The sequence below is a fragment of the Dactylosporangium salmoneum genome (assembly GCF_039532525.1).
Taxonomy (GTDB): Bacteria; Actinomycetota; Actinomycetes; order Mycobacteriales; family Micromonosporaceae; genus Dactylosporangium; species Dactylosporangium salmoneum.
In genome coordinates this window covers 24,851-41,800 of sequence record NZ_BAAARV010000138.1, presented here as the reverse complement: position 1 = coordinate 41,800, position 16,950 = coordinate 24,851, and the positions used below count along the sequence as shown (strand labels likewise).

Here is a 16,950-nt window from a genome sequence, read left to right as displayed (position 1 = left end):
GCAGTGCGCCGGCGGCACCGCGAAGTCGCGCAGGAGGCCGCCCCGGGCTCCTGGCCGCCGGACGTCAATGGACGTTGAGCAGCCCCAGGAGCGCGCGGCGTTCGGCGGCGAAGCCGGGGGCGTCGGCGGCGCGCGGGCGCGGCAGGGGCACCTCGCGGTTCTCCGTGATCCGGCCGGCGTCGAGGATCAGGACGCGGTCGGCGAGCAGCAGCGCCTCGTCGACGTCGTGGGTGACCAGCAGCGCCGCGAACCCGTGATGCTCGCGCAGCCGGCCGAAGAGGCCCTGCATCCGCAGGCGGGTCAGCGCGTCCAGGGCGCCGAACGGCTCGTCGAGCAGGAGCAGGTCCGGGCGGCGGACGAGGGCACGGGCGAAGGCGACCCGCTGGGCCTGGCCGCCGGACAGTTCGGCCGGCCAGGCGCCGGCCCGCTCGGCGAGGCCGACCTCGGTGAGCGCCTCGCGGACCCGGGCCGGCAGGTCGCCGCCGCGCACGCCCAGGGCCACGTTGGCCCCGACCCGCTTCCACGGCAGCAGCCGGTGCTCCTGGAAGACCACGGCGGTGGCGCCCTCGGTGCGGTACGTGCCGGTCGCCTCCTCGTCGAGGCCGGCGAGCACGCGCAGCAGCGTGCTCTTGCCCGAGCCGCTCGCGCCCAGCAGCGCCACCACCTCGCCGCGCGCGATGGTGAGGTCGACGGCGTCGAGGACCACGGCCGGGCCGAATACGCGCCGCACCCCGGCGGCGACCGCTACGTCGCCCGCAGGCCCCGGCGCCATGCCAGCGCCCTCCTCTCGGCGTACCGCAGCGCGAGATCGGAGACCAGGCCGAGCAGCGCGTACGTGACCAGACCGAGCACGACGATGTCGGTCTGGCTGAACTCGCGGGCCTCCATCATCATGAAGCCGAGGCCGCCCTCGCCGTTGACCTGCTCGCCGACGACGAGGCTGAGCCAGCCGGCGGCGAAGGCGAGCCGCACGCCGAGGAACAGCGAGGGCAGCGCGCCGGGGATGACGACGTGCCGGACGCGTTCCAGGGCGCTCAGGCCGCAGGCACGCGCCGCCTCGACCAGGCGCTCGTCGATGTCCCGGATGCCGGCATAGGTGTTGAGGTACACCGGGAAGAACGCACCCAGCGCGACCAGCGTGACCTTCAGGGGCTCCCCGATGCCCACCCAGATGATGAGCAGCGGCACGAGGCCGAGGTGGGGCAGCATGCGGCCCATCTGCACGGTCGGGTCCACGAGGTCGTCGCCGAGGCGGGAGAGCCCGGCCAGCGCGCCGAGGGTGAGGCCGAACAGGCCGCCGATGAGCAGCCCGAGCAGCGCCCGCTGGATCGAGTCGAGCAGATAGCCGCCGAGGGGCCCGTCGGCGGCGAGCCGCCAGCCGGCCTCGAGCACGGCGCTCGGCGCCGGGAGCTTGTCGGTGTCGAGCAGCCCGGCCCGGGCACCGCCCTCCCAGGCGGCGAGCAGGACCACGGGGGTGACCGCGCGCCGCCACCGCCGGGCGCGGGCCCGCCGGGCAGTGACGGGCGCGGCGGCGGTGGCCGCGGTGTCACGGGCGAGGAGCGTCATCGCAGCAGGTCCGAGAACTGCTCGTCGACGCGGGCCTTGATGTCGACCTTGACCGGGATCAGCTGCAGGTCGGTGAAGCCGTCGGAGATCTGCTGCAGCTCGCCGCCGATCTCGGGCGTGATCGCGGCGAGCGGCTGGGCGCTTCGCTCCAGGGCGCGGCGCGCGACGTCCTCGGGGATGCCGAGCTCCGGGGCGAGGATCTTCACGCGCTCGTCGGGGTTGGCGATGCCCCAGTCGGTGACCTGCCGGTAGCTCTTGAGGAACTCGCGGATCTTGCCGGGCTTGGTCTTCAGCGCCTGCGGGGAGACCAGCAGGTACTCGCGGTTGTTCGCCAGCCCGGTGGCGTCGACGAGCACCTTGACGCCCGGCGTCTCGGCGAGGGCGAAGTACGGATCCCAGATGATCCACGCGTCGACCTGGTCGTTGTCGAAGGCGGGGCGGGCGTCGGCGGGCTTGAGGTACTGCACGTCGATGTCCTTGATGGTCATGCCGTTGGCCTCGAGCAGGCGCACGAGCAGCCAGTTGACGTTGGAGCCCTTGTTGAGGGCGACCTTCTTGCCGCGGAGGTCCTTGAAGGAGGTGTACCCCTTGCTCGCCTTCACCAGCACGGCCTCGCCCTTCGGCACGGGCGCCGACGTGCCGATGATCCTGAAGTCGATCTTCCCGGCGGCGGCGAAGATGGGCGGGGCCTCCCCCACCTGGCCGATGTCGATGGCGCCGGCCTTGAGCCCCTCGGTCAGCGCCGGGCCGCTCTCGAACAGCGACCAGGTCGTGCCGGGCGCCTCGGCCTTGCGGGCCTTGACCAGGCTCAGGCCGCCGAAGCGCTGGTAGCCCACGCGCAGCGGCTCCTCGGCCGCACCGGGCGCGGCGGCGGGCTGGCCGGACTTGTCGGCGCAGCCGGCGACCAGCGACGTGCCGAACAGCAGCAGCGCGCCGGCCAGGACGGCCGTGAGTCGACGCATCGGTGTACTCCCATGGCGGTAGGGGAAATCCAACGGCACCGGACTATACCCACCATCCCTACCTTTTGAATAGGAGATCACCTAGGATTCGGCCGTGACGCTCTCCTTCCACTGGTTCCTGCCCACCTACGGCGACAGCCGCGACATCGTCGGCGGCGGCCACGGACTGCCCGCCGGGTCGGCCGGCGGCGCGCGCCCAGCCACGGTCGCGTACCTCGGCCAGATCGCCCGCACCGCCGAGCAGCTCGGGTTCGTCGGCGCGCTCACCCCCGCCGGGCTGTGGTGCGAGGACGCGTGGCTGTCCACCGCGATGCTGGTGGAGGTGACCGAGCGGCTGAAGTTCCTGGTGGCGTTCCGCCCCGGCCTGATCTCACCGACCCTGGCCGCCCAGATGGCGGCGACGTTCCAGCGCCTGTCGCAGGGGCGGCTGATGCTCAACGTCGTCACCGGCGGCGAGAGCCACGAGCAGCGCGCCTACGGCGACCATCTCGACAAGGACGCCCGCTACGAGCGCACCGGCGAGTTCCTGCACATCGTGCGCGCGTTGTTCAGGGGCGATTCGGTGACGTACCGCGGCAGCCACCTCCACGTCGAGGACGCCCAGCTGCAGCGCCTGCCCGACCCGGTGCCCGACATCTACTTCGGCGGCTCGTCGCCGGCGGCGCTCGACGTGGCCGCCGAGCACGTGGACGCGTACCTCACGTGGGGCGAGCCGCCGGACGCCGTCGCCGAGAAGCTGGCCCGCGTCACCGAGCTCGCCGCCGGCCGGGGCCGGACCCTGCGCCTCGGCATCCGCCTGCACGTCATCGCCCGCGACACCGCCGACGAGGCCTGGGCCCAGGCGCGCCGCCTGCTCGACGGCATCGACCAGGCGAGCATCGAACGCGTGCAGGCCGGGCTGGCCCGCAGCGAGTCCGAGGGCCAGCGCCGGATGCTGGCCCTGCACGGCGGCAAGCGCGACGCGCTGCACATCGCCCCGAACCTGTGGGCGGGCGTCGGCCTGGTGCGCGGCGGCGCGGGCACGGCGCTCGTCGGCAGCCACGCCGAGGTCGCCGACCGGATCGAGGAGTACCACCGCCTGGGCGTCACCGAGTTCATCCTGTCCGGCCACCCGCACGTCGAGGAGGCGTACTGGTTCGGCGAGGGCGTCCTGCCGCTGCTCGCCGCGCGCGGCCTGTGGCGACACCCGGCCGCCGCCCCTGCGGAGCCGCCATCGGTGCCGTTCGCCACCGCGCCCTGATTCCGCCGCGGCGCGCCCGCACTGGCATAAAGCATATCTTGTACGTAGGATTAGTATGCAATTGCTCCGGTGCCGACGGAGGTTCACCATGTCCACCCTGCCGCGCTCCAGCCGCCTGGCCAGCCCCGTCGACACGACCGAGTACGGGGAGTACCGCATCAACCGCCGGCCCGGCGACCCACGCCCCCTCTACCGATTCACCGGCCGCGTCGAACGGGGTGTCGCCGGCCGGTACCACATCTACGCGGGCTGGTTCTGCCCGTGGGCGCAGCGCGTCACCATCGCCCGGGAGCTCGCCGGCCTCGGCGAAGCCGTGAGTGTGTCCTATGTGGACAATGCCCGCGACGGCCGCGGCTGGGCGTTCCGGGAGCGCTACGGCCCCGACCCGGTCAACGGGTTCGCGCTGCTGCGCCAGGCGTACGAGAAGACCGAGCCCGGCTTCGACGGGCACGTCTCGGTGCCGGCGCTGTGGGACAAGACCACCGGCAGCGTACTCAGCAACGACTACCGCACCATCGGCATCGACCTCGCCACGAGGTTCCGCGACGTCGCCGAGCCGCTGGTGGAGGCCTACCCCGAGCCGCTGCGCGACGAGATCGAGGAGCTGACCGCGTGGCTCGCGCCGGGGATCTCCGGGGACGAGACCCGGGCCCGGTTCACCGCGCTCGACGAGCGTCTCGCCACCCGGCGGTACCTCGTCGGCCCCACCATCACCGAGGCGGACATCCGACTGTACGTCGCGCTCGTGCGCTACGGCAGCGGTCTGACCGCGTATCCGAACCTGTGGGCGTACGCGCGTGACCTCTACACCGTGCCCGCCTTCCGCGACACCACCGACTTCAGCACGTACGGCGACTCCGGCGCCGCCGGCCTGGACTGGTCGGAGCCCGCGCACCGGCCGGAACGGAGCCACCGCCCCTTCGAACTGCTGGCCAAGGAGTCCTCATGAGCGACCTGTCCCCCGCCGACCTGCGCCGGGCGTTCGGCGCGTTCCCGACCGGGGTCACGGCCGTCGCCGCGCTCGTCGACGGTGTCCCGGTCGGCCTGGCCGCAAGCTCGTTCACGTCGGTGTCGCTCGACCCGCCGCTGGTGTCGATCTGCATCGCCCGCACCTCGACCACGTGGCCGGTGCTGCGCCGCGCCCGCCGCCTGGGCGTGAGCGTGCTGAGCGCCGAGCAGGAGCGCCTGGGCCGCCAGCTGTCCCGCCGCGGGGTCGACCGCTTCGCGGGCGCCACCTGGCGAACCAGCAACGACGGCGAGATCCTGCTGGACGGCGCGTGCGCCTGGCTGGACTGCACCGTCTACAACGAGCACCCGGCCGGCGACCACAGCATCGTCCTGCTGCGCGTGCACGACCTCGACGCCGATCACACCGCGGCCCCGCTGGTCTTCCACCGCAGCGGGTTCGGCCGCCTGCAGCTGGCCGCCTGAACGCGCCGGGCCGTGGCGGTCTCTGGCAGCCGGGCAGCAGCCTCCGCGGCCACGATCAGGAGTCGGGCGCCCAGCCCAGCGCGGGGGCCACGAGCAGGGACAGGTCGCTGAGCAGCCGGACGTTGTCGGCCAGGCCGAACGCCGGTGGGAGGAACAGCACCCCCCGACCGGTGGGCCCCCGACGCCGCGCTGCTGCGTCACGGTGTGGATCGGCTCCCCTGCCACCGCGGCCAGGAACCGCGCGAGGCGCCGCTGCCCTTCCGTGCGCGCGTCGGTGGCGACGCCGCCGAACACCGCGTCCCAGACGTCGGTGCCGCTGGAGAAGGCGAGCTGGAGCCGCCCGCCGATGAGCAGGTCGGTTGTGCAGGCGGCCTCGGCGAGCAGGATGGGCTCCTGGTAGCGGGCCGGGATGACGGCGCTGCCGAGAGTGATGCGGCTCGTGTGCTGACCGGCCGCGGCGAAGAAGGGGATCGGCGAAGACAGGTAGTTGTCGAAGTGGCGCTGGTAGGCCCATCCGGACTGGTATCCCAGGCCCTCGGCGGCCCGGAACAGCTCGATGCCCTCGCGCAGGCCGCGGGCGGCGGCGCCGGTGGGGAAGGAGACACGGGTGTTGAATCCGAGCCGGCGGATGTTCACGGATGCGCTCCTGTCCAGGCGGCGACGAGATCGGCGTAGGGGCCCGGCCGGGCGACGAGCTGCGCGTGGTTGCCGGACTGGACCAGGCGGCCGGCGGCGAAGACGAGCACCCGGTCCGCGGCCACGGCGGTGTTCATGCGGTGGGCGATGGAGACGATGGTGCGGCCGCGGGTCAGCGCGGCCAGGGCGTGCTGCACGGCGACGTCGGTGGCCGGGTCCAGGCCGGATGTCGCCTCGTCCAGCACGACGAGATCCGGATCGGCCAGCGCGGTGCGGGCCAGGGCGACGAGCTGCCGCTCACCGACCGAGAGGCGCTCGCCGCGCAGGCCGGCCGGGGTGAGCAGCCCGCCGGGCAGCGTCGCGAGCCAGCCGGCCAGCCCGAGCTCGTGCAGGATGCGTACCGCGTCGTGGTCGGTGGCGGCGGGCGATCCGAGCCTGATGTTCTGCCCGATCGTGCCGTCGAACAGGAACGGGTCCTGCGGGACGATGACCACCCGGCCCGCCAGCGACGCGGCGGACAGCCGCTGCAGCGGCACCCCGCCGAGCCGGATGGCTCCGACGGCCGGATCGAGGCGGCGGGTGAGCAGCTTGGCGAACGTGGACTTGCCCGATCCCGTACGGCCGACGACGGCGACGTGCTCACCCGGCTCGATGCGAACCGTCACGTCGCGCAGGACGAGCGGGCCGTCGCCGTAGCGCGCGGATACGTGCTCGACATCGACGCCGACGGGGCCGCCCGGGAGCGCGTCGCGGCCCTCGGCGTCGGTGCTGGGCGCCGTGGCCAGCTCCAGCGCGCGCCGCAAGCCGGTGAGCGCGTTCTGCGCCTCGCCGAGGCTCTGCACGAGGAACTGCAGCGGGCGGACGAAGAAGCCGACCAGGAACACCATCGCGACGACCTGGCCGGCGGTGAGGCGCGGGCGGCCCGGGTCGCCGGTCAGGGCCCACCAGACGCCGCCGAGCAGCACCGCCACGGTCATCGTGGAGATCGCCAGCTCGCCGAGCGAGGTGTTGGCGTGCAGCGGCGCGAGCGTGCGCACGAGACCGTCGCGGGCCCGGTCGACGGCCGCGTCGAGCTTGGCCCGGGCCCACGCGCCGGTGCCGGTGGCACGGATGACGGGCGCGCCGAGGACGGCCTCGGTCACGGCCGCCTGCATGGCGGACAGGTCGCGGCGGGCCCGGTCGTAGCGGCGGGCGATCACCCGCTGCAGGACGAGCATCACCCCGAACGAGAGCGCGGCCAGCACGAGCACCGGCGTGGCCAGCAGCGGGCTGTAGGCGAGCATGACGGCGGTGGCGACGAGCAACTGCGCGGCGCCGGTGAGGAACTGGATGCCGCCGCCCTGCAGGAAGGTGGTCACCTGGTCGGCGTCGGCGGTGAGCCGGGCCGTCGCGTCGGCGGTGGGCACCCGGTCGGCGGCGCCGGCCGCCATCTCGTGGAAGCGGCGCAGCCCGGCCCGGCGCAGCGCGGCGAGCGCCTCCTCGACCCGGGCGTGCAGCCGGCGGTTGAGCAGCATGGAGGCGACCCAGGCCACCAGGACGGCCGCGCTGCCGACGGCGACAGCCGGCCCGACGGCGCCCGGCGTGAGCCCCGCGTCGATCGCGTGTTGGACGGTCAGCGGCGCGATGACCCGGCCGGCGCCGCCGAGCAGCGCGAGCCCGCCGGTGAGCAGCAGGCCCCGGCGCAGCTGCGGCGAGACGCGTAAGGCCGTGGGGAGCAGGTCCCGCGGCCGGATGCCGGGGATGGGCTCAGTGGACACTGGAGTGCTCGTAGGCGGTCACGATGCGGCGGTACTCCTCCAGCTCCAGCAGTTCGGCGTGGCCCCCGACGGCCACGATCCGGCCGGCGTCCAGCAGCACGACCCGGTCGGCGAGCGCGACGGCGGCCGGACGGCTCGTGGCCAGCAGCACGGTCGGGCCGTCCCCGGAGGCGGTCAGCTCGGCGAGCCCGGCCAGGATCTGCCGCTCCACGCGCGGGTCGAGCGCCGACAGGGCGTCGTCGAGCACGAGCAGCCGCGGACCGCGCAGCACGGCACGGGCGAGGCAGATGCGCTGGCGCTGGCCGCCGGAAAGGGTCGCGCCGCGCTCGCCCACGACGGTGTCGAGCCCGTCGGGCAGGCCCCGCACGACCTCGTCGGCGGCGGCCACGCGCAGGGCGTGCCAGAGCTCAGTCTCGGTGTAGGGGCCGGGCCGGCGGGGATGCCCGGAGAGGACCAGGTTGGCACGGACGGAGTCGGCGAACAGGAACGAGGTCTGGGCGACGACGGCGACGTCCCGCGCCACGGCGTCCACGGCGAGCTCGCGCGCGTCGACGCCGTCGAAGAGCACGGCGCCGTCGGCCGGGTGGTCCTGCCCGGCGGCGAGGTCGAGCAGGGTGGTCTTGCCGGCGCCGACGGGGCCGACGACCGCGGTGACCGTGCCCGGCTCCAGGACCAGGTCCGCGCCGTCGAGCAGGCGGTGGCCGTCCCGGGTGACGCCGGCGCCGCGCAGCTCGACCCGCAGCGGGCGCCCGGCGGCCAGCCGCCGCCGGCCGGGCCGTGCCGGGCCCGGATGCCGCAGCACGGCCTGCACGCGGGCCAGGCCGGCAGCGGACATCGGCAGCATGGACAGGAAGCGGCTGATGACGTTGAGCGGGATGGAGATGGTGATCAGCAGGTACACCACCCCGACGAGGTCGCCGACGGTGAGGCCACCAGGGCGGGTCCGCGGCGCCCCGACGGCCAGGACGGCGAGCACGGCCACGGTCGGCAGCAGCTCCAGCAGCGGATCGAAGACCGCGCTGACGGCCGCGATGCGCAGGTTGGCGGCGCGCAGCCGCTCGACGGCCGGCGCGAAGCGGGCGTCCTCGGCCGCGGTGAGGCCGAGGCTGCGCACCACCGGGCCGCCCTCGACCGACTCGTGGGCGACGCCGGCGACAGCGCCGCGGGCGGCCTGCGCCTCGTGGGCGCGCGGCGCGAGCAGCCGCTGGTATACGGCGTTGAGGGCGAGGACGAGCCCGACCAGCCCCAGCCCGGCCAGGCCGAGCGCGGGATCGCGCAGGAACAGCTCGGCCAGCGCGAGCAGCAGCATGAACACCATGCCGGCGGCGAAGTACGCGAACTGCATCGGCGACCACAGCGCGTCCACGTCGGACACGGCGTGCGCGAGCAGCCGGCCGGGAGGATGTCGGCGATGCCAGGCCGGCCCGAGCTCGAGGTAGCGGTGCGCTACGGCCCGGCGGGTCTCGGCCTGCGCCCGGTACTGCACGCGCCCGGTGGCGAGGCCGCGCACGAAGATGGTGCCCCACCGGACCGCGGAGACGCCCATGATGAGCAGCGCACTGGTCCACCAGACGGCCGCCGAGGTGGGCCGGCCGGTCAGGGAGGGCACCACGAGGTGGTCCGTCGCCCAGCCGATCGCGACCGCGCCGAGCACCATCGTGGCCCCGTTGAGCAGGCCGGTGACGGTGGCCAGGGCCGCCGGGCTGGGATGGGCGCGAGCCCCGGCGAACTGGGCCGCGAGCGCCGAGGGCCGCTCAGGCATGCACGCCGGCGGCGGGACGGCGGGCCGCGGCGCGGCCGGGGACGGCGTCGAGCAGCTCACGGGTGTGCGGGCTGCTCGGGTTGGTGAAGACCTCGGCGACCGGTCCCTGCTCGACGACCCGGCCGCCGTGCAGCACCGAGACGGTGTGGGCGATCTCGGCGACGACGGCCAGGTCGTGGGAGACGAACAGGTACGACAGCCCCAGCCGTTGCTGCAGGTCGGCCAGCAGCTGCAGGATCTGCTCCTGTACCAGCACGTCGAGCGCGGAGACCGGCTCGTCGAGCATGAGCAGCCGCGGGTGCAGGGCAAGGGCGCGGGCGATCGCCACCCGCTGCCGCTGGCCGCCGGACAGCTCGGCCGGGCGCCGGTCGAGGTAGGCGGCCGGCAGGGCGACCTGGTCGAGCAGCTCCCGGGCGCGCGCCTCGCGGGCGCGACGGTCGCCGACCTTGAACGCGGCCAGCGGCTCGGTGATCGACTGCCGGACGGTGAACCGGGGGTCGAGGGCGGCGAACGGATCCTGGTGCACGAGCTGGGCGGTGCGGCGCAACGGCCGTAGCTCGTTCCAGCCCAGCCCGGCGATCTCGGTCCCGTCGAGCACGATGGAGCCGCTGGTGGGCGCCTCGAGGCCGAGCGCGATGCGCAGGGTGGTGGTCTTGCCGCACCCCGACTCGCCGACCAGGGCGTGGGTCTGCCCGCGCGGCACGGCGACGCTGACCCGTTCCAGCGCGTTGAAGCCGCGCCGGCCGCGCCGAGGGTCGGTGACGGCGAAGGTCTTGCTCACGTCGGTGAGGGTGAGGATCGGCTCGGGCATCTCCCGGTCGCGCACGTCGAAGCGGGGCACGACCTGGCCGGCGTGGGCCAGGCGCGGCGCGGCGGCGATGAGCCTGCGGGTGTACTCCTGACGGGGCTCGGTGAGGATCGCGCCCGGCGCGCCCTCCTCGACCTTCCGGCCGCCCTGCATGACCAGCACCCGGTCGGCGCGGTCGGCGGCGACGGCGAGGTCATGGGTGATGACGAGCAGCGAGATGCCGTGCTCGCGGACCAGCCCGCCGAGGTGGTCGAGGATCTTCTGCTGGACGGTGACGTCGAGGGCGCTGGTGGGCTCGTCGGCGATGATGAGCTTCGGCCGGCCCGCAAGCGCGATCGCGATCAGCACCCGCTGGCGCAGGCCGCCGGACAGCTCGTGCGGGTACTGCCGGATGCGCGACTCGGGGTCGGGCACCCCGGCCTGGTCCAGGTAGCGCACAACCTCCTCGCGCGCCGCAGGTCCGCCGATCCCCCGCCGCGTGACGGCCTCGCCGACCTGGACGCCGACCCGCTTGGTGGGGTTGAGCCCGACCATCGGGTCCTGCGGGATCAGCCCGACGACGCCGCCGCGCAGCCTGCGCAGGGTGCGCTCCTTCGCCCCGGCGATCTGCACGCCGTCGACGAGCGCGGACCCGGCGGTGATCCGCCCGTTGGGCGGCAGCAGGCCGATGAGCGCGTTGGCGGTGGTGGTCTTGCCGGAGCCGGACTCGCCGACGATCGCGACGACCTCGCCCGCGTTGACGGTCAGGTCGAGCCCGGCCACGGCCGGAATGAGCGTGCGGTGCCGTGCGTAGCCGATGTCGAGTCCGGCGATCTGCACGAGGGGCTGACCCGTCATCGCGTGATCTCCTGCAGGGTCTTGGAAATGTGGTTCAGGCTGAGCACGAGCAGCGCGACGAACAGGCCGGGCAGCAGGCTCAGCCACCACGCCGTCACGAGGTAGTTGCGGCCGTCGGCAATGAGGGTGCCCCACTCGGCGGCCGGCGGGGCCGCGCCGAAGCCGAGGAAGCTCAGCGACGCGATGGCGATGATCGCCACGCCACCGTCGAGCACGGCGAGCACCGCGACCGGGCCCCACGAGTTGGGCAGGATGTGCCGCAGCAGCACCCGCGACCAGGAGGCGCCGGCCGCGCGGGCGGCCTCGACGTACGGCAGGGTCTTGACCCGCAGCACCTCGGCCCGGGTGGTGCGGGCGAAGCCGGGCACGATGCCGACGCCGACGGCCACGGCGACCGGGATGGTGCCGTAGCCCAGCGCCGTGACGATCGACAACGCCAGCAGCAGACCCGGAATGGCGAGCAGCACGTCGATGACCCGCATGAGCAGCGCGTCGGTGACGCCGCCGAAGAACCCGGACACGACGCCCAAGGTCAGGCCGGCCACCAGCGCGATGCCGAGCGCGATGAGGGTGGCCTGGATGGTCAGCGGCGAGCCGTACAGCACCCGCGTCCACAGGTCCCGGCCGTAGCTGTCGGTGCCGAACAGATGGCCGGGTCCGGGCGGCAGGATCGCCGCCTCGGGGTGGGTGTCGTACGGGCCGGCCGCGGTGAACAGCCGCGGCCAGAACGCCGAGACCACCACGAAGAGCAGGTAGCCCAGCGCGACGAGGAACACCGGCTTGCGCGCCAGCCGCCCGATCACAGCGCACCTCCGTCCGCGACGGCCGCCGGTGGGCGTGCCCGGCCGCCGGTGTAGGAGATCCTCGGGTCCAGCAGCGGGTAGAGCAGGTCGACGAGGAGGTTGACCAGCACGAAGATGCTCGCGGCGACCGTGACCACGCCGAGCACGACGGGCACGTCCTGCGACAGCACCGACTGCTGGGCGAGGTTGCCCATCCCCTCGCGGGTGAACACCGTCTCCACGACGATCGAGCTGGTCACGGTGAGGCCGACGATGACGCCGAGGATCGTCATCGCCGGCAACGCCGCGTTGCGGAAGGCGTGCCGCAGGTGCACCGCCGATCGGGACAGGCCCTTGGCCCGCGCGGTGGCGATGTAGGGCTGGCCCAGGGCCTCGTCGAACGTCTTGATGAGCACCTGTGCCAGCACGGAGGAGGTGAGCACCGAGATCGTCGCCACCGGCATCACCAGCGACGCCGCGCCCTGCGTCCCGGTGGCCGGGAACCAGCCGAGCTGGAACGAGAAGAACTGGATCAGGAAGAGCGCGACGAAGAACTGCGGGAACGAGGCGCCCAGCGCGGGCAGCCGGGTGAGCACCAGCCGTACCGGATGGAAACGCACGAACGTGGCGAGGTAGGCCAGGGCCGAGCCGGCCACCAGCGACACCACGGCGGCGCAGGCGCTCAGCAGCAGCGTCTGGCCGATCCGGGCGCCGATCAGCTGGGTGACCGGCACCCCCTGGGTCAGCGAGATGCCGAGGTCGCCGCGCAGGAGCCCGGCCACATGGTGCCAGTACTGGGCCCAGATCGGCTCGTCGAGGCCGAACCGGTGCCGCATCCCGGCGTACTGCTCGGGGGGCAGGCTGTCCTGCTGGATGCCGGCGGCGGCCAGCTGCAGCTGCATCGGGTCGCTCGGCAGCAGGTAGAGGATCGCGAAGGTCAGCGTGAACGCCGCCCACAGCACCCCGACGGCCTGCCCCACCCGGCCCGCGATGTACCTGGCCATCAGTCCTTCCAGACGTCGTTGAGGCGCAGGAAGCTCTCGGAGGTGAAGGCGAAGCCGTGCACGTGGCTGCTGACGCCGGCCTTCTGGACCCGCTCGAACAGCGGGAAGGTGACGCCGGCGTCGATGAGGTAGTCCTGCAGGTCGGCGTAGGCCTGTTTGGTCTGGGTGGCGTCGGTGGTCTGCAGCGCCTTGCCGAACAGGTCCTGGATCTTGGAGATGCCGTCCGGGGAGGCGGAGCGGCGGGCCAGCGCCTTGGAGTTGGCGACGTCGGGGTTGAGGATGAACTGCAGGGCGCCCGGGTCGGCGCGGGTGAAGTACGTGCCGGTCAGGTCGTACTCGCCGTTGGTGAGGTACGTGGTCTGCTGCGCGGTGGTGAGGGTGCGCAGGCTCAGGTTGATGCCGACCTTCTTCAGCTGTGCCTGCAGCAGCTCCGAGCCGGCGCTGAACTGGGTGGTCGGGTAGTCGATGGTCAGCTGGGCGCCGTTCTTGTACCGGAAGCCGTCCTTGCCCACGCTCCAGCCCGCCGCCTCGAGAATGCGCTGGGCGCCGTCGGGGTCGTAGGCGAGCTTGTCGGTCTGCGGCCCGAAGAAGGGGGTGGTGGCGTCGAAGGCGCCCTGGACGACCGGGTAGTTCGCGCCGAACACGGTGCTCGCGTAGGTCTTTCGGTCAATGGCCTTGTTCAGCGCCTGCCGCACCTGCGGGTCGCCGAGGACGTGCCCGTCGGCGGTGTTGGCGAACAGGGTGTAGGACACGCCCGGCAGCGCCCGCTGCTCGACCTTGGCCCCGGAGCGGGTGATGAGCTGCTCGTCCTGCGGTGTGAAGGGGTTGCGAGGCCAGGCGATGTCCGTGGCGCCGCTGACGAGGTTGCCGGTGCGGACGCTGTCCTCGGCGATGTAGTTGAACACGACCTTGTCGAGGTACGCCTCACCCTGGTTCTTCGGCAGCGCCGATCCCCATTGGTAGCCGGGGCGCTTGGTGAGCACCGTCTCCACCTTGGCGGTGTAGTGGTCGAGCACGAACTGCCCGGATCCGACGACGCCCTTGCCGGTGCAGCGCTCGGCCGGGCTCAGCTGGTACTCGGCCGGGTCGGTGATGGCCAGGTTCGTCGTGGAGGTCGCCTGCAGGAACGACGAGTTCGGCCGGCTGAGGTGGAACGCGACAGTGCTCGGGTCGACGACCGTCGCGCCGGTGAGGCCCTGCACGTAGGAGGCGCCGTAGGCGGCGCCGTTGGTCGCCTTGACCGTGGCGATCCAGCCCGCGGCGTCGTCGGCGACGGCCTGGGCGTCGACCTTCTTGCCGTTGCTGAACGTGACCCCGTCGCGCAGCTTGAAGGTGTAGGTGAGCCCGTCCGGGCTGATCTGCCAGCTGCTCGCCAGCCATGGCACGATCTCGCCGGTCTGTGGGTCCTGGTCGGTCAGCGAGTCCGCGAAGTTGCGGATGATCGAGCGGCTCTCGATCCAGTACACCTGGAACGGGTCGATGCAGGCCAGGCTCGGGTTGTCGGGGAAGAACGAGACCTTCAGCGTCCCGCCGCTCTTGGGCGGCCCCGCGTCGCCGGCTCCGGCCGGCGCGGTCCCGCCGCCGCAGCCCGCCAGCGCGAGCAGCGCGGCACCGGCGGCCAACAGTCGAAACTTGTCCATGGAAGTCCTTTTCGGTTCGAGGGGCTTCAGGTGCCGAGGACCCGGCGGCCGCCCGCGAGCAGCACGGCGTCCTCCTGCGGCGGATGGACCCGGATGCACAGCGCGTCGCGCAGGTGCCGCTCCAGCGGGTGGTGCCGCGACAGGCCGGGGTTGCCCAGCGCCGCCACCGCCGCCTGGGTGGCGGCGATCACCGAACGCGCGATCGCCACCTTGACGGCGGACAGCTCGGGCAGGATCGACTGGTCGCCGGCCTCGAGGCGCAGCAGCGCGCCGTGCAGCAGCGTCTCGGCCTGCACGATCTGCAGGTCGATCTCGCCGGCCACGGTCTGGATGCGCTCGGTCTGGGCGATCGGCCGGCCCAGCGCGGCGGGCACCCGCTCGCGCGCGAACGCGGCAAAGGCCGACCGGGCCGCGCGGGCGACGCCGACGTACAGGGAGACGTGCCCGAGACTGCCGGGGCCGGCCGCCGCGGCGGGGTCGCGGTAGACGCCGTCGGGCCCGCGCGGGATCTCCACGAACGCGTCGGCCGGGACCTCGACGTCGCTGTAGATGACGTCGTGGGTGTTCGACGCGCGCAGCCCGAGGTGGTCCCAGGTGTCGATCCAGGCGATGCCGGGACGGTCGCCGGGAACGACGACGTGGCCGACGCGGGGCCGCTGCGGGTCGCCGCCCGGCTCGTCGGCGACGGCCCACACGACGTGGTAGGCCAGGCCGGCGCCGCCGGTGGCGTAGGCCTTGCGCCCGTTGAGCCGCCAGCCTCCGGCGGTGCGGGTCGCGGTGGTCTTCGGCAGCCCGCCGCGGGCCGGCGCGCCCAGCTCCGGTTCGGCGCGCACGGCGTTGGCCAGGGCCGGGCCGTCCTGCGAGCGGCGCAGCAGGTCGTCGTAGGCGGCCGCCGGCCAGCTCGGGTGTGCGGCCTGGCCGGCGTGGGTCAGCAGCAGGTTCGCGGCGAGCAGGCCGACCGAGGCATCGCCCTCGCCGATGGCGGTGAGCATGCGGGCGACGTCACGCGGCCCGGCACCGGGCCCGCCGTACTGACGGCCGACGGCGGCGGTGAGCAGCCCGGCGCGGTGCGCGGCGCGCAGGCCCGCCCAGGGCAGCTCGGCGGTGCGGTCGTACTCCGCGGCGGTCCCCGCGATCTCGGCGGTCACGGCCGCGAGGGCAGCGTCGGACAGGTCCGGTGCGGCGAACGTGTGGGCGGGCGCCTCGACGCCGGTCACGGCCGGACCGCCGTGGCGTACTGCGCATAGTCGGCGCCGTAGTTGCCGGGGTGTTCGGCCTGCAGGGTGCCCCGCCGGCCGGTCGCGCGGCGGTGGGCGAGCTCCTGGCGGACCAGCGGCAGGATGTACCGGCCGTAGTCGACGGCGTCGGCGAGCGTGTCGTAGCCGCGGATCGACACCAGCGACGCGCCCTGGTCGACGTAGTCGAGGATCGCCGCGGCGACCGTCTCCGGCGAGCCGACCAGGGCGGTAGAGGCGCCGGCGGCGTTGGTGACGGCGGCGGTGCGGGTCCACAGCGCACGGTCGTAGAGCTCCGAGCGCTCCGCGAAGGCCAGGGCGCGCTGCGAGCCGACGTTCTGCGGGGTGTCCTGGCGGTAGCGCTGGCCACCCAGGCCGTGGCGCTGGAAGTTCTCGCCGATGCGGGTGACGTAGCGGTGGGCCTTCTGCCAGGCCAGCTCGTCGGTCCGGTCGATGATCGGGCGGAACGTGACCCAGATCCGCGGAAGCGTCGTGCGGCCGGCGGCGCGGGCGATCTCGTGCACGCGGTCGATCTCGGTCCGCAGGTCGGCCAGCGGCTCGCCCCAGAAGCTGAAGATGTCGGCCTTGGCGCCGCCGACGGCGAACGCCTCGTCGGACTGGCCGCCGATCGAGATCGGGATCGGGCTGTAGTAGGGCGCGAACCCGGGGCCGAACCCGTCGAACTTGTAGAACTCGCCGTCGTGATCGAACGGGGCGGGCTCGGTCCACGCTCGGCGCACGATGTCGATGTACTCCGAGGTGCGCGCGTAGCGGCGCTCCTTGGGCAGGTAGTCGCCCTGCCGGGCCTGCTCGGCGTCGCTGCCGCCGGAGATGAGGTGGACCACCGCGCGGCCCTCGGTGAGCTGGTCGAGGGTGGCGAGCTTCTGCGCGCCGACCGTCGGGAAGGTGGTGTTGGGCCGCAGCGCGACGATCGGCCGGATCCGCTCGGTGAGCTGGCCGACCGCGCTGGCCACGACGAACGAGTCCGCGCTGCCCGACCCGTACGGCAGCAGCGTGTAGTCGTAGCCCGCGTCCTCCAGCGCGCGCACGTACCGCCGGAAGTACGGCAGGTCGATCCCGCGGCTCGCCACCGGCTCCAGTTCCGTCGACGGGTTGAGGTGCGACAGACTGATGAACTCCACCTCGGGCGAGGCGGTCGGCGGGATGGTGGTGGCGCCCTGCGCGACATCTCCTATCATACCTATCAGCTTGATAGGGAATACCCTGGGTGTCCAATGCGAAATCGAGGTCGGCACCGACCGCGATATTCGATCGGTCCGAGCCTTGCCC

14 protein-coding genes and 1 pseudogene are annotated in these 16,950 nt (G+C 73.6%); 3 read left to right on the top strand and 12 right to left on the bottom strand.

Annotation, left to right across the window (positions count from 1 at the left end):
• Positions 1-64 precede the first annotated feature (64 nt).
• From ABD352_RS54670 to ABD352_RS54660, 3 genes are read right to left on the bottom strand one after another with little or no spacing between them, the layout of a single operon-like run.
• Positions 65-772: an ABC transporter ATP-binding protein gene (locus ABD352_RS54670; RefSeq protein WP_344620621.1), complete on the bottom strand. Its 708-nt coding sequence runs from the start codon at positions 770-772 to the stop codon at positions 65-67.
• A complete protein-coding gene (locus ABD352_RS54665; RefSeq protein ID WP_344620620.1) occupies positions 745-1,566 on the bottom strand; it encodes an ABC transporter permease in 822 nt (273 codons plus the stop codon). The genes ABD352_RS54670 and ABD352_RS54665 overlap by 28 nt, the downstream gene beginning before the upstream one ends.
• Entirely contained in the window at positions 1,563-2,528 is a 966-nt protein-coding gene (locus ABD352_RS54660; RefSeq protein WP_344620619.1) for an aliphatic sulfonate ABC transporter substrate-binding protein, read from the bottom strand. Before ABD352_RS54660 ends, ABD352_RS54665 begins: the two co-directional genes overlap by 4 nt.
• Positions 2,529-2,622: 94 nt before the next feature.
• On the opposite strand from ABD352_RS54660, the gene ABD352_RS54655 reads away from it, so the two are divergent.
• The 3 genes from ABD352_RS54655 to ABD352_RS54645 all read left to right on the top strand — a co-directional run bounded on the left by ABD352_RS54655 (position 2,623) and on the right by ABD352_RS54645 (position 5,199).
• Positions 2,623-3,768: an LLM class flavin-dependent oxidoreductase gene (locus ABD352_RS54655; RefSeq protein WP_344620618.1), complete on the top strand. Its 1,146-nt coding sequence runs from the start codon at positions 2,623-2,625 to the stop codon at positions 3,766-3,768.
• 88 nt (positions 3,769-3,856) lie between these two features.
• Positions 3,857-4,717, top strand: a complete 861-nt coding sequence (locus tag ABD352_RS54650; protein WP_344620617.1) for a glutathione S-transferase C-terminal domain-containing protein — start codon at positions 3,857-3,859, stop codon at positions 4,715-4,717.
• Positions 4,714-5,199 (top strand): flavin reductase family protein, encoded by a 486-nt coding sequence (locus ABD352_RS54645; RefSeq protein ID WP_344620616.1) that lies wholly within the window; start codon positions 4,714-4,716, stop codon positions 5,197-5,199. The genes ABD352_RS54650 and ABD352_RS54645 overlap by 4 nt, the downstream gene beginning before the upstream one ends.
• Positions 5,200-5,469: 270 nt before the next feature.
• Here the strand turns inward: ABD352_RS54645 and ABD352_RS57990 are convergent.
• The 9 genes and pseudogenes from ABD352_RS57990 to ABD352_RS54605 all read right to left on the bottom strand — a co-directional run.
• Positions 5,470-5,835, bottom strand: a pseudogene (locus ABD352_RS57990) (LLM class flavin-dependent oxidoreductase); the annotation flags it as partial.
• A complete protein-coding gene (locus ABD352_RS54640; RefSeq protein ID WP_344620615.1) occupies positions 5,832-7,592 on the bottom strand; it encodes an ABC transporter ATP-binding protein in 1,761 nt (586 codons plus the stop codon). The gene ABD352_RS54640 and the pseudogene ABD352_RS57990, both read right to left, overlap by 4 nt.
• Positions 7,582-9,354: an ABC transporter ATP-binding protein gene (locus ABD352_RS54635; RefSeq protein WP_344620614.1), complete on the bottom strand. Its 1,773-nt coding sequence runs from the start codon at positions 9,352-9,354 to the stop codon at positions 7,582-7,584. Before ABD352_RS54635 ends, ABD352_RS54640 begins: the two co-directional genes overlap by 11 nt.
• Positions 9,347-10,999, bottom strand: a complete 1,653-nt coding sequence (locus ABD352_RS54630; protein WP_344620613.1) for a dipeptide ABC transporter ATP-binding protein — start codon at positions 10,997-10,999, stop codon at positions 9,347-9,349. Before ABD352_RS54630 ends, ABD352_RS54635 begins: the two co-directional genes overlap by 8 nt.
• Positions 10,996-11,802, bottom strand: a complete 807-nt coding sequence (locus ABD352_RS54625; protein ID WP_344620612.1) for an ABC transporter permease — start codon at positions 11,800-11,802, stop codon at positions 10,996-10,998. The genes ABD352_RS54630 and ABD352_RS54625 overlap by 4 nt, the downstream gene beginning before the upstream one ends.
• Positions 11,799-12,785, bottom strand: a complete 987-nt coding sequence (locus ABD352_RS54620) for an ABC transporter permease (protein ID WP_344620611.1) — start codon at positions 12,783-12,785, stop codon at positions 11,799-11,801. Before ABD352_RS54620 ends, ABD352_RS54625 begins: the two co-directional genes overlap by 4 nt.
• Positions 12,785-14,425, bottom strand: coding sequence for an ABC transporter substrate-binding protein (locus ABD352_RS54615; RefSeq protein ID WP_344620610.1), 1,641 nt, complete (start codon positions 14,423-14,425; stop codon positions 12,785-12,787). The genes ABD352_RS54620 and ABD352_RS54615 overlap by 1 nt, the downstream gene beginning before the upstream one ends.
• Before the next feature lie 26 nt (positions 14,426-14,451).
• Positions 14,452-15,642, bottom strand: a complete 1,191-nt coding sequence (locus ABD352_RS54610; protein ID WP_344620609.1) for an acyl-CoA dehydrogenase family protein — start codon at positions 15,640-15,642, stop codon at positions 14,452-14,454.
• The gene (locus tag ABD352_RS54605; protein WP_344620608.1) at positions 15,639-16,859 is read right to left on the bottom strand and encodes an LLM class flavin-dependent oxidoreductase; all 1,221 of its coding nucleotides are present in this window, start codon (positions 16,857-16,859) and stop codon (positions 15,639-15,641) included. Before ABD352_RS54605 ends, ABD352_RS54610 begins: the two co-directional genes overlap by 4 nt.
• Positions 16,860-16,950: the final 91 nt, after the last annotated feature.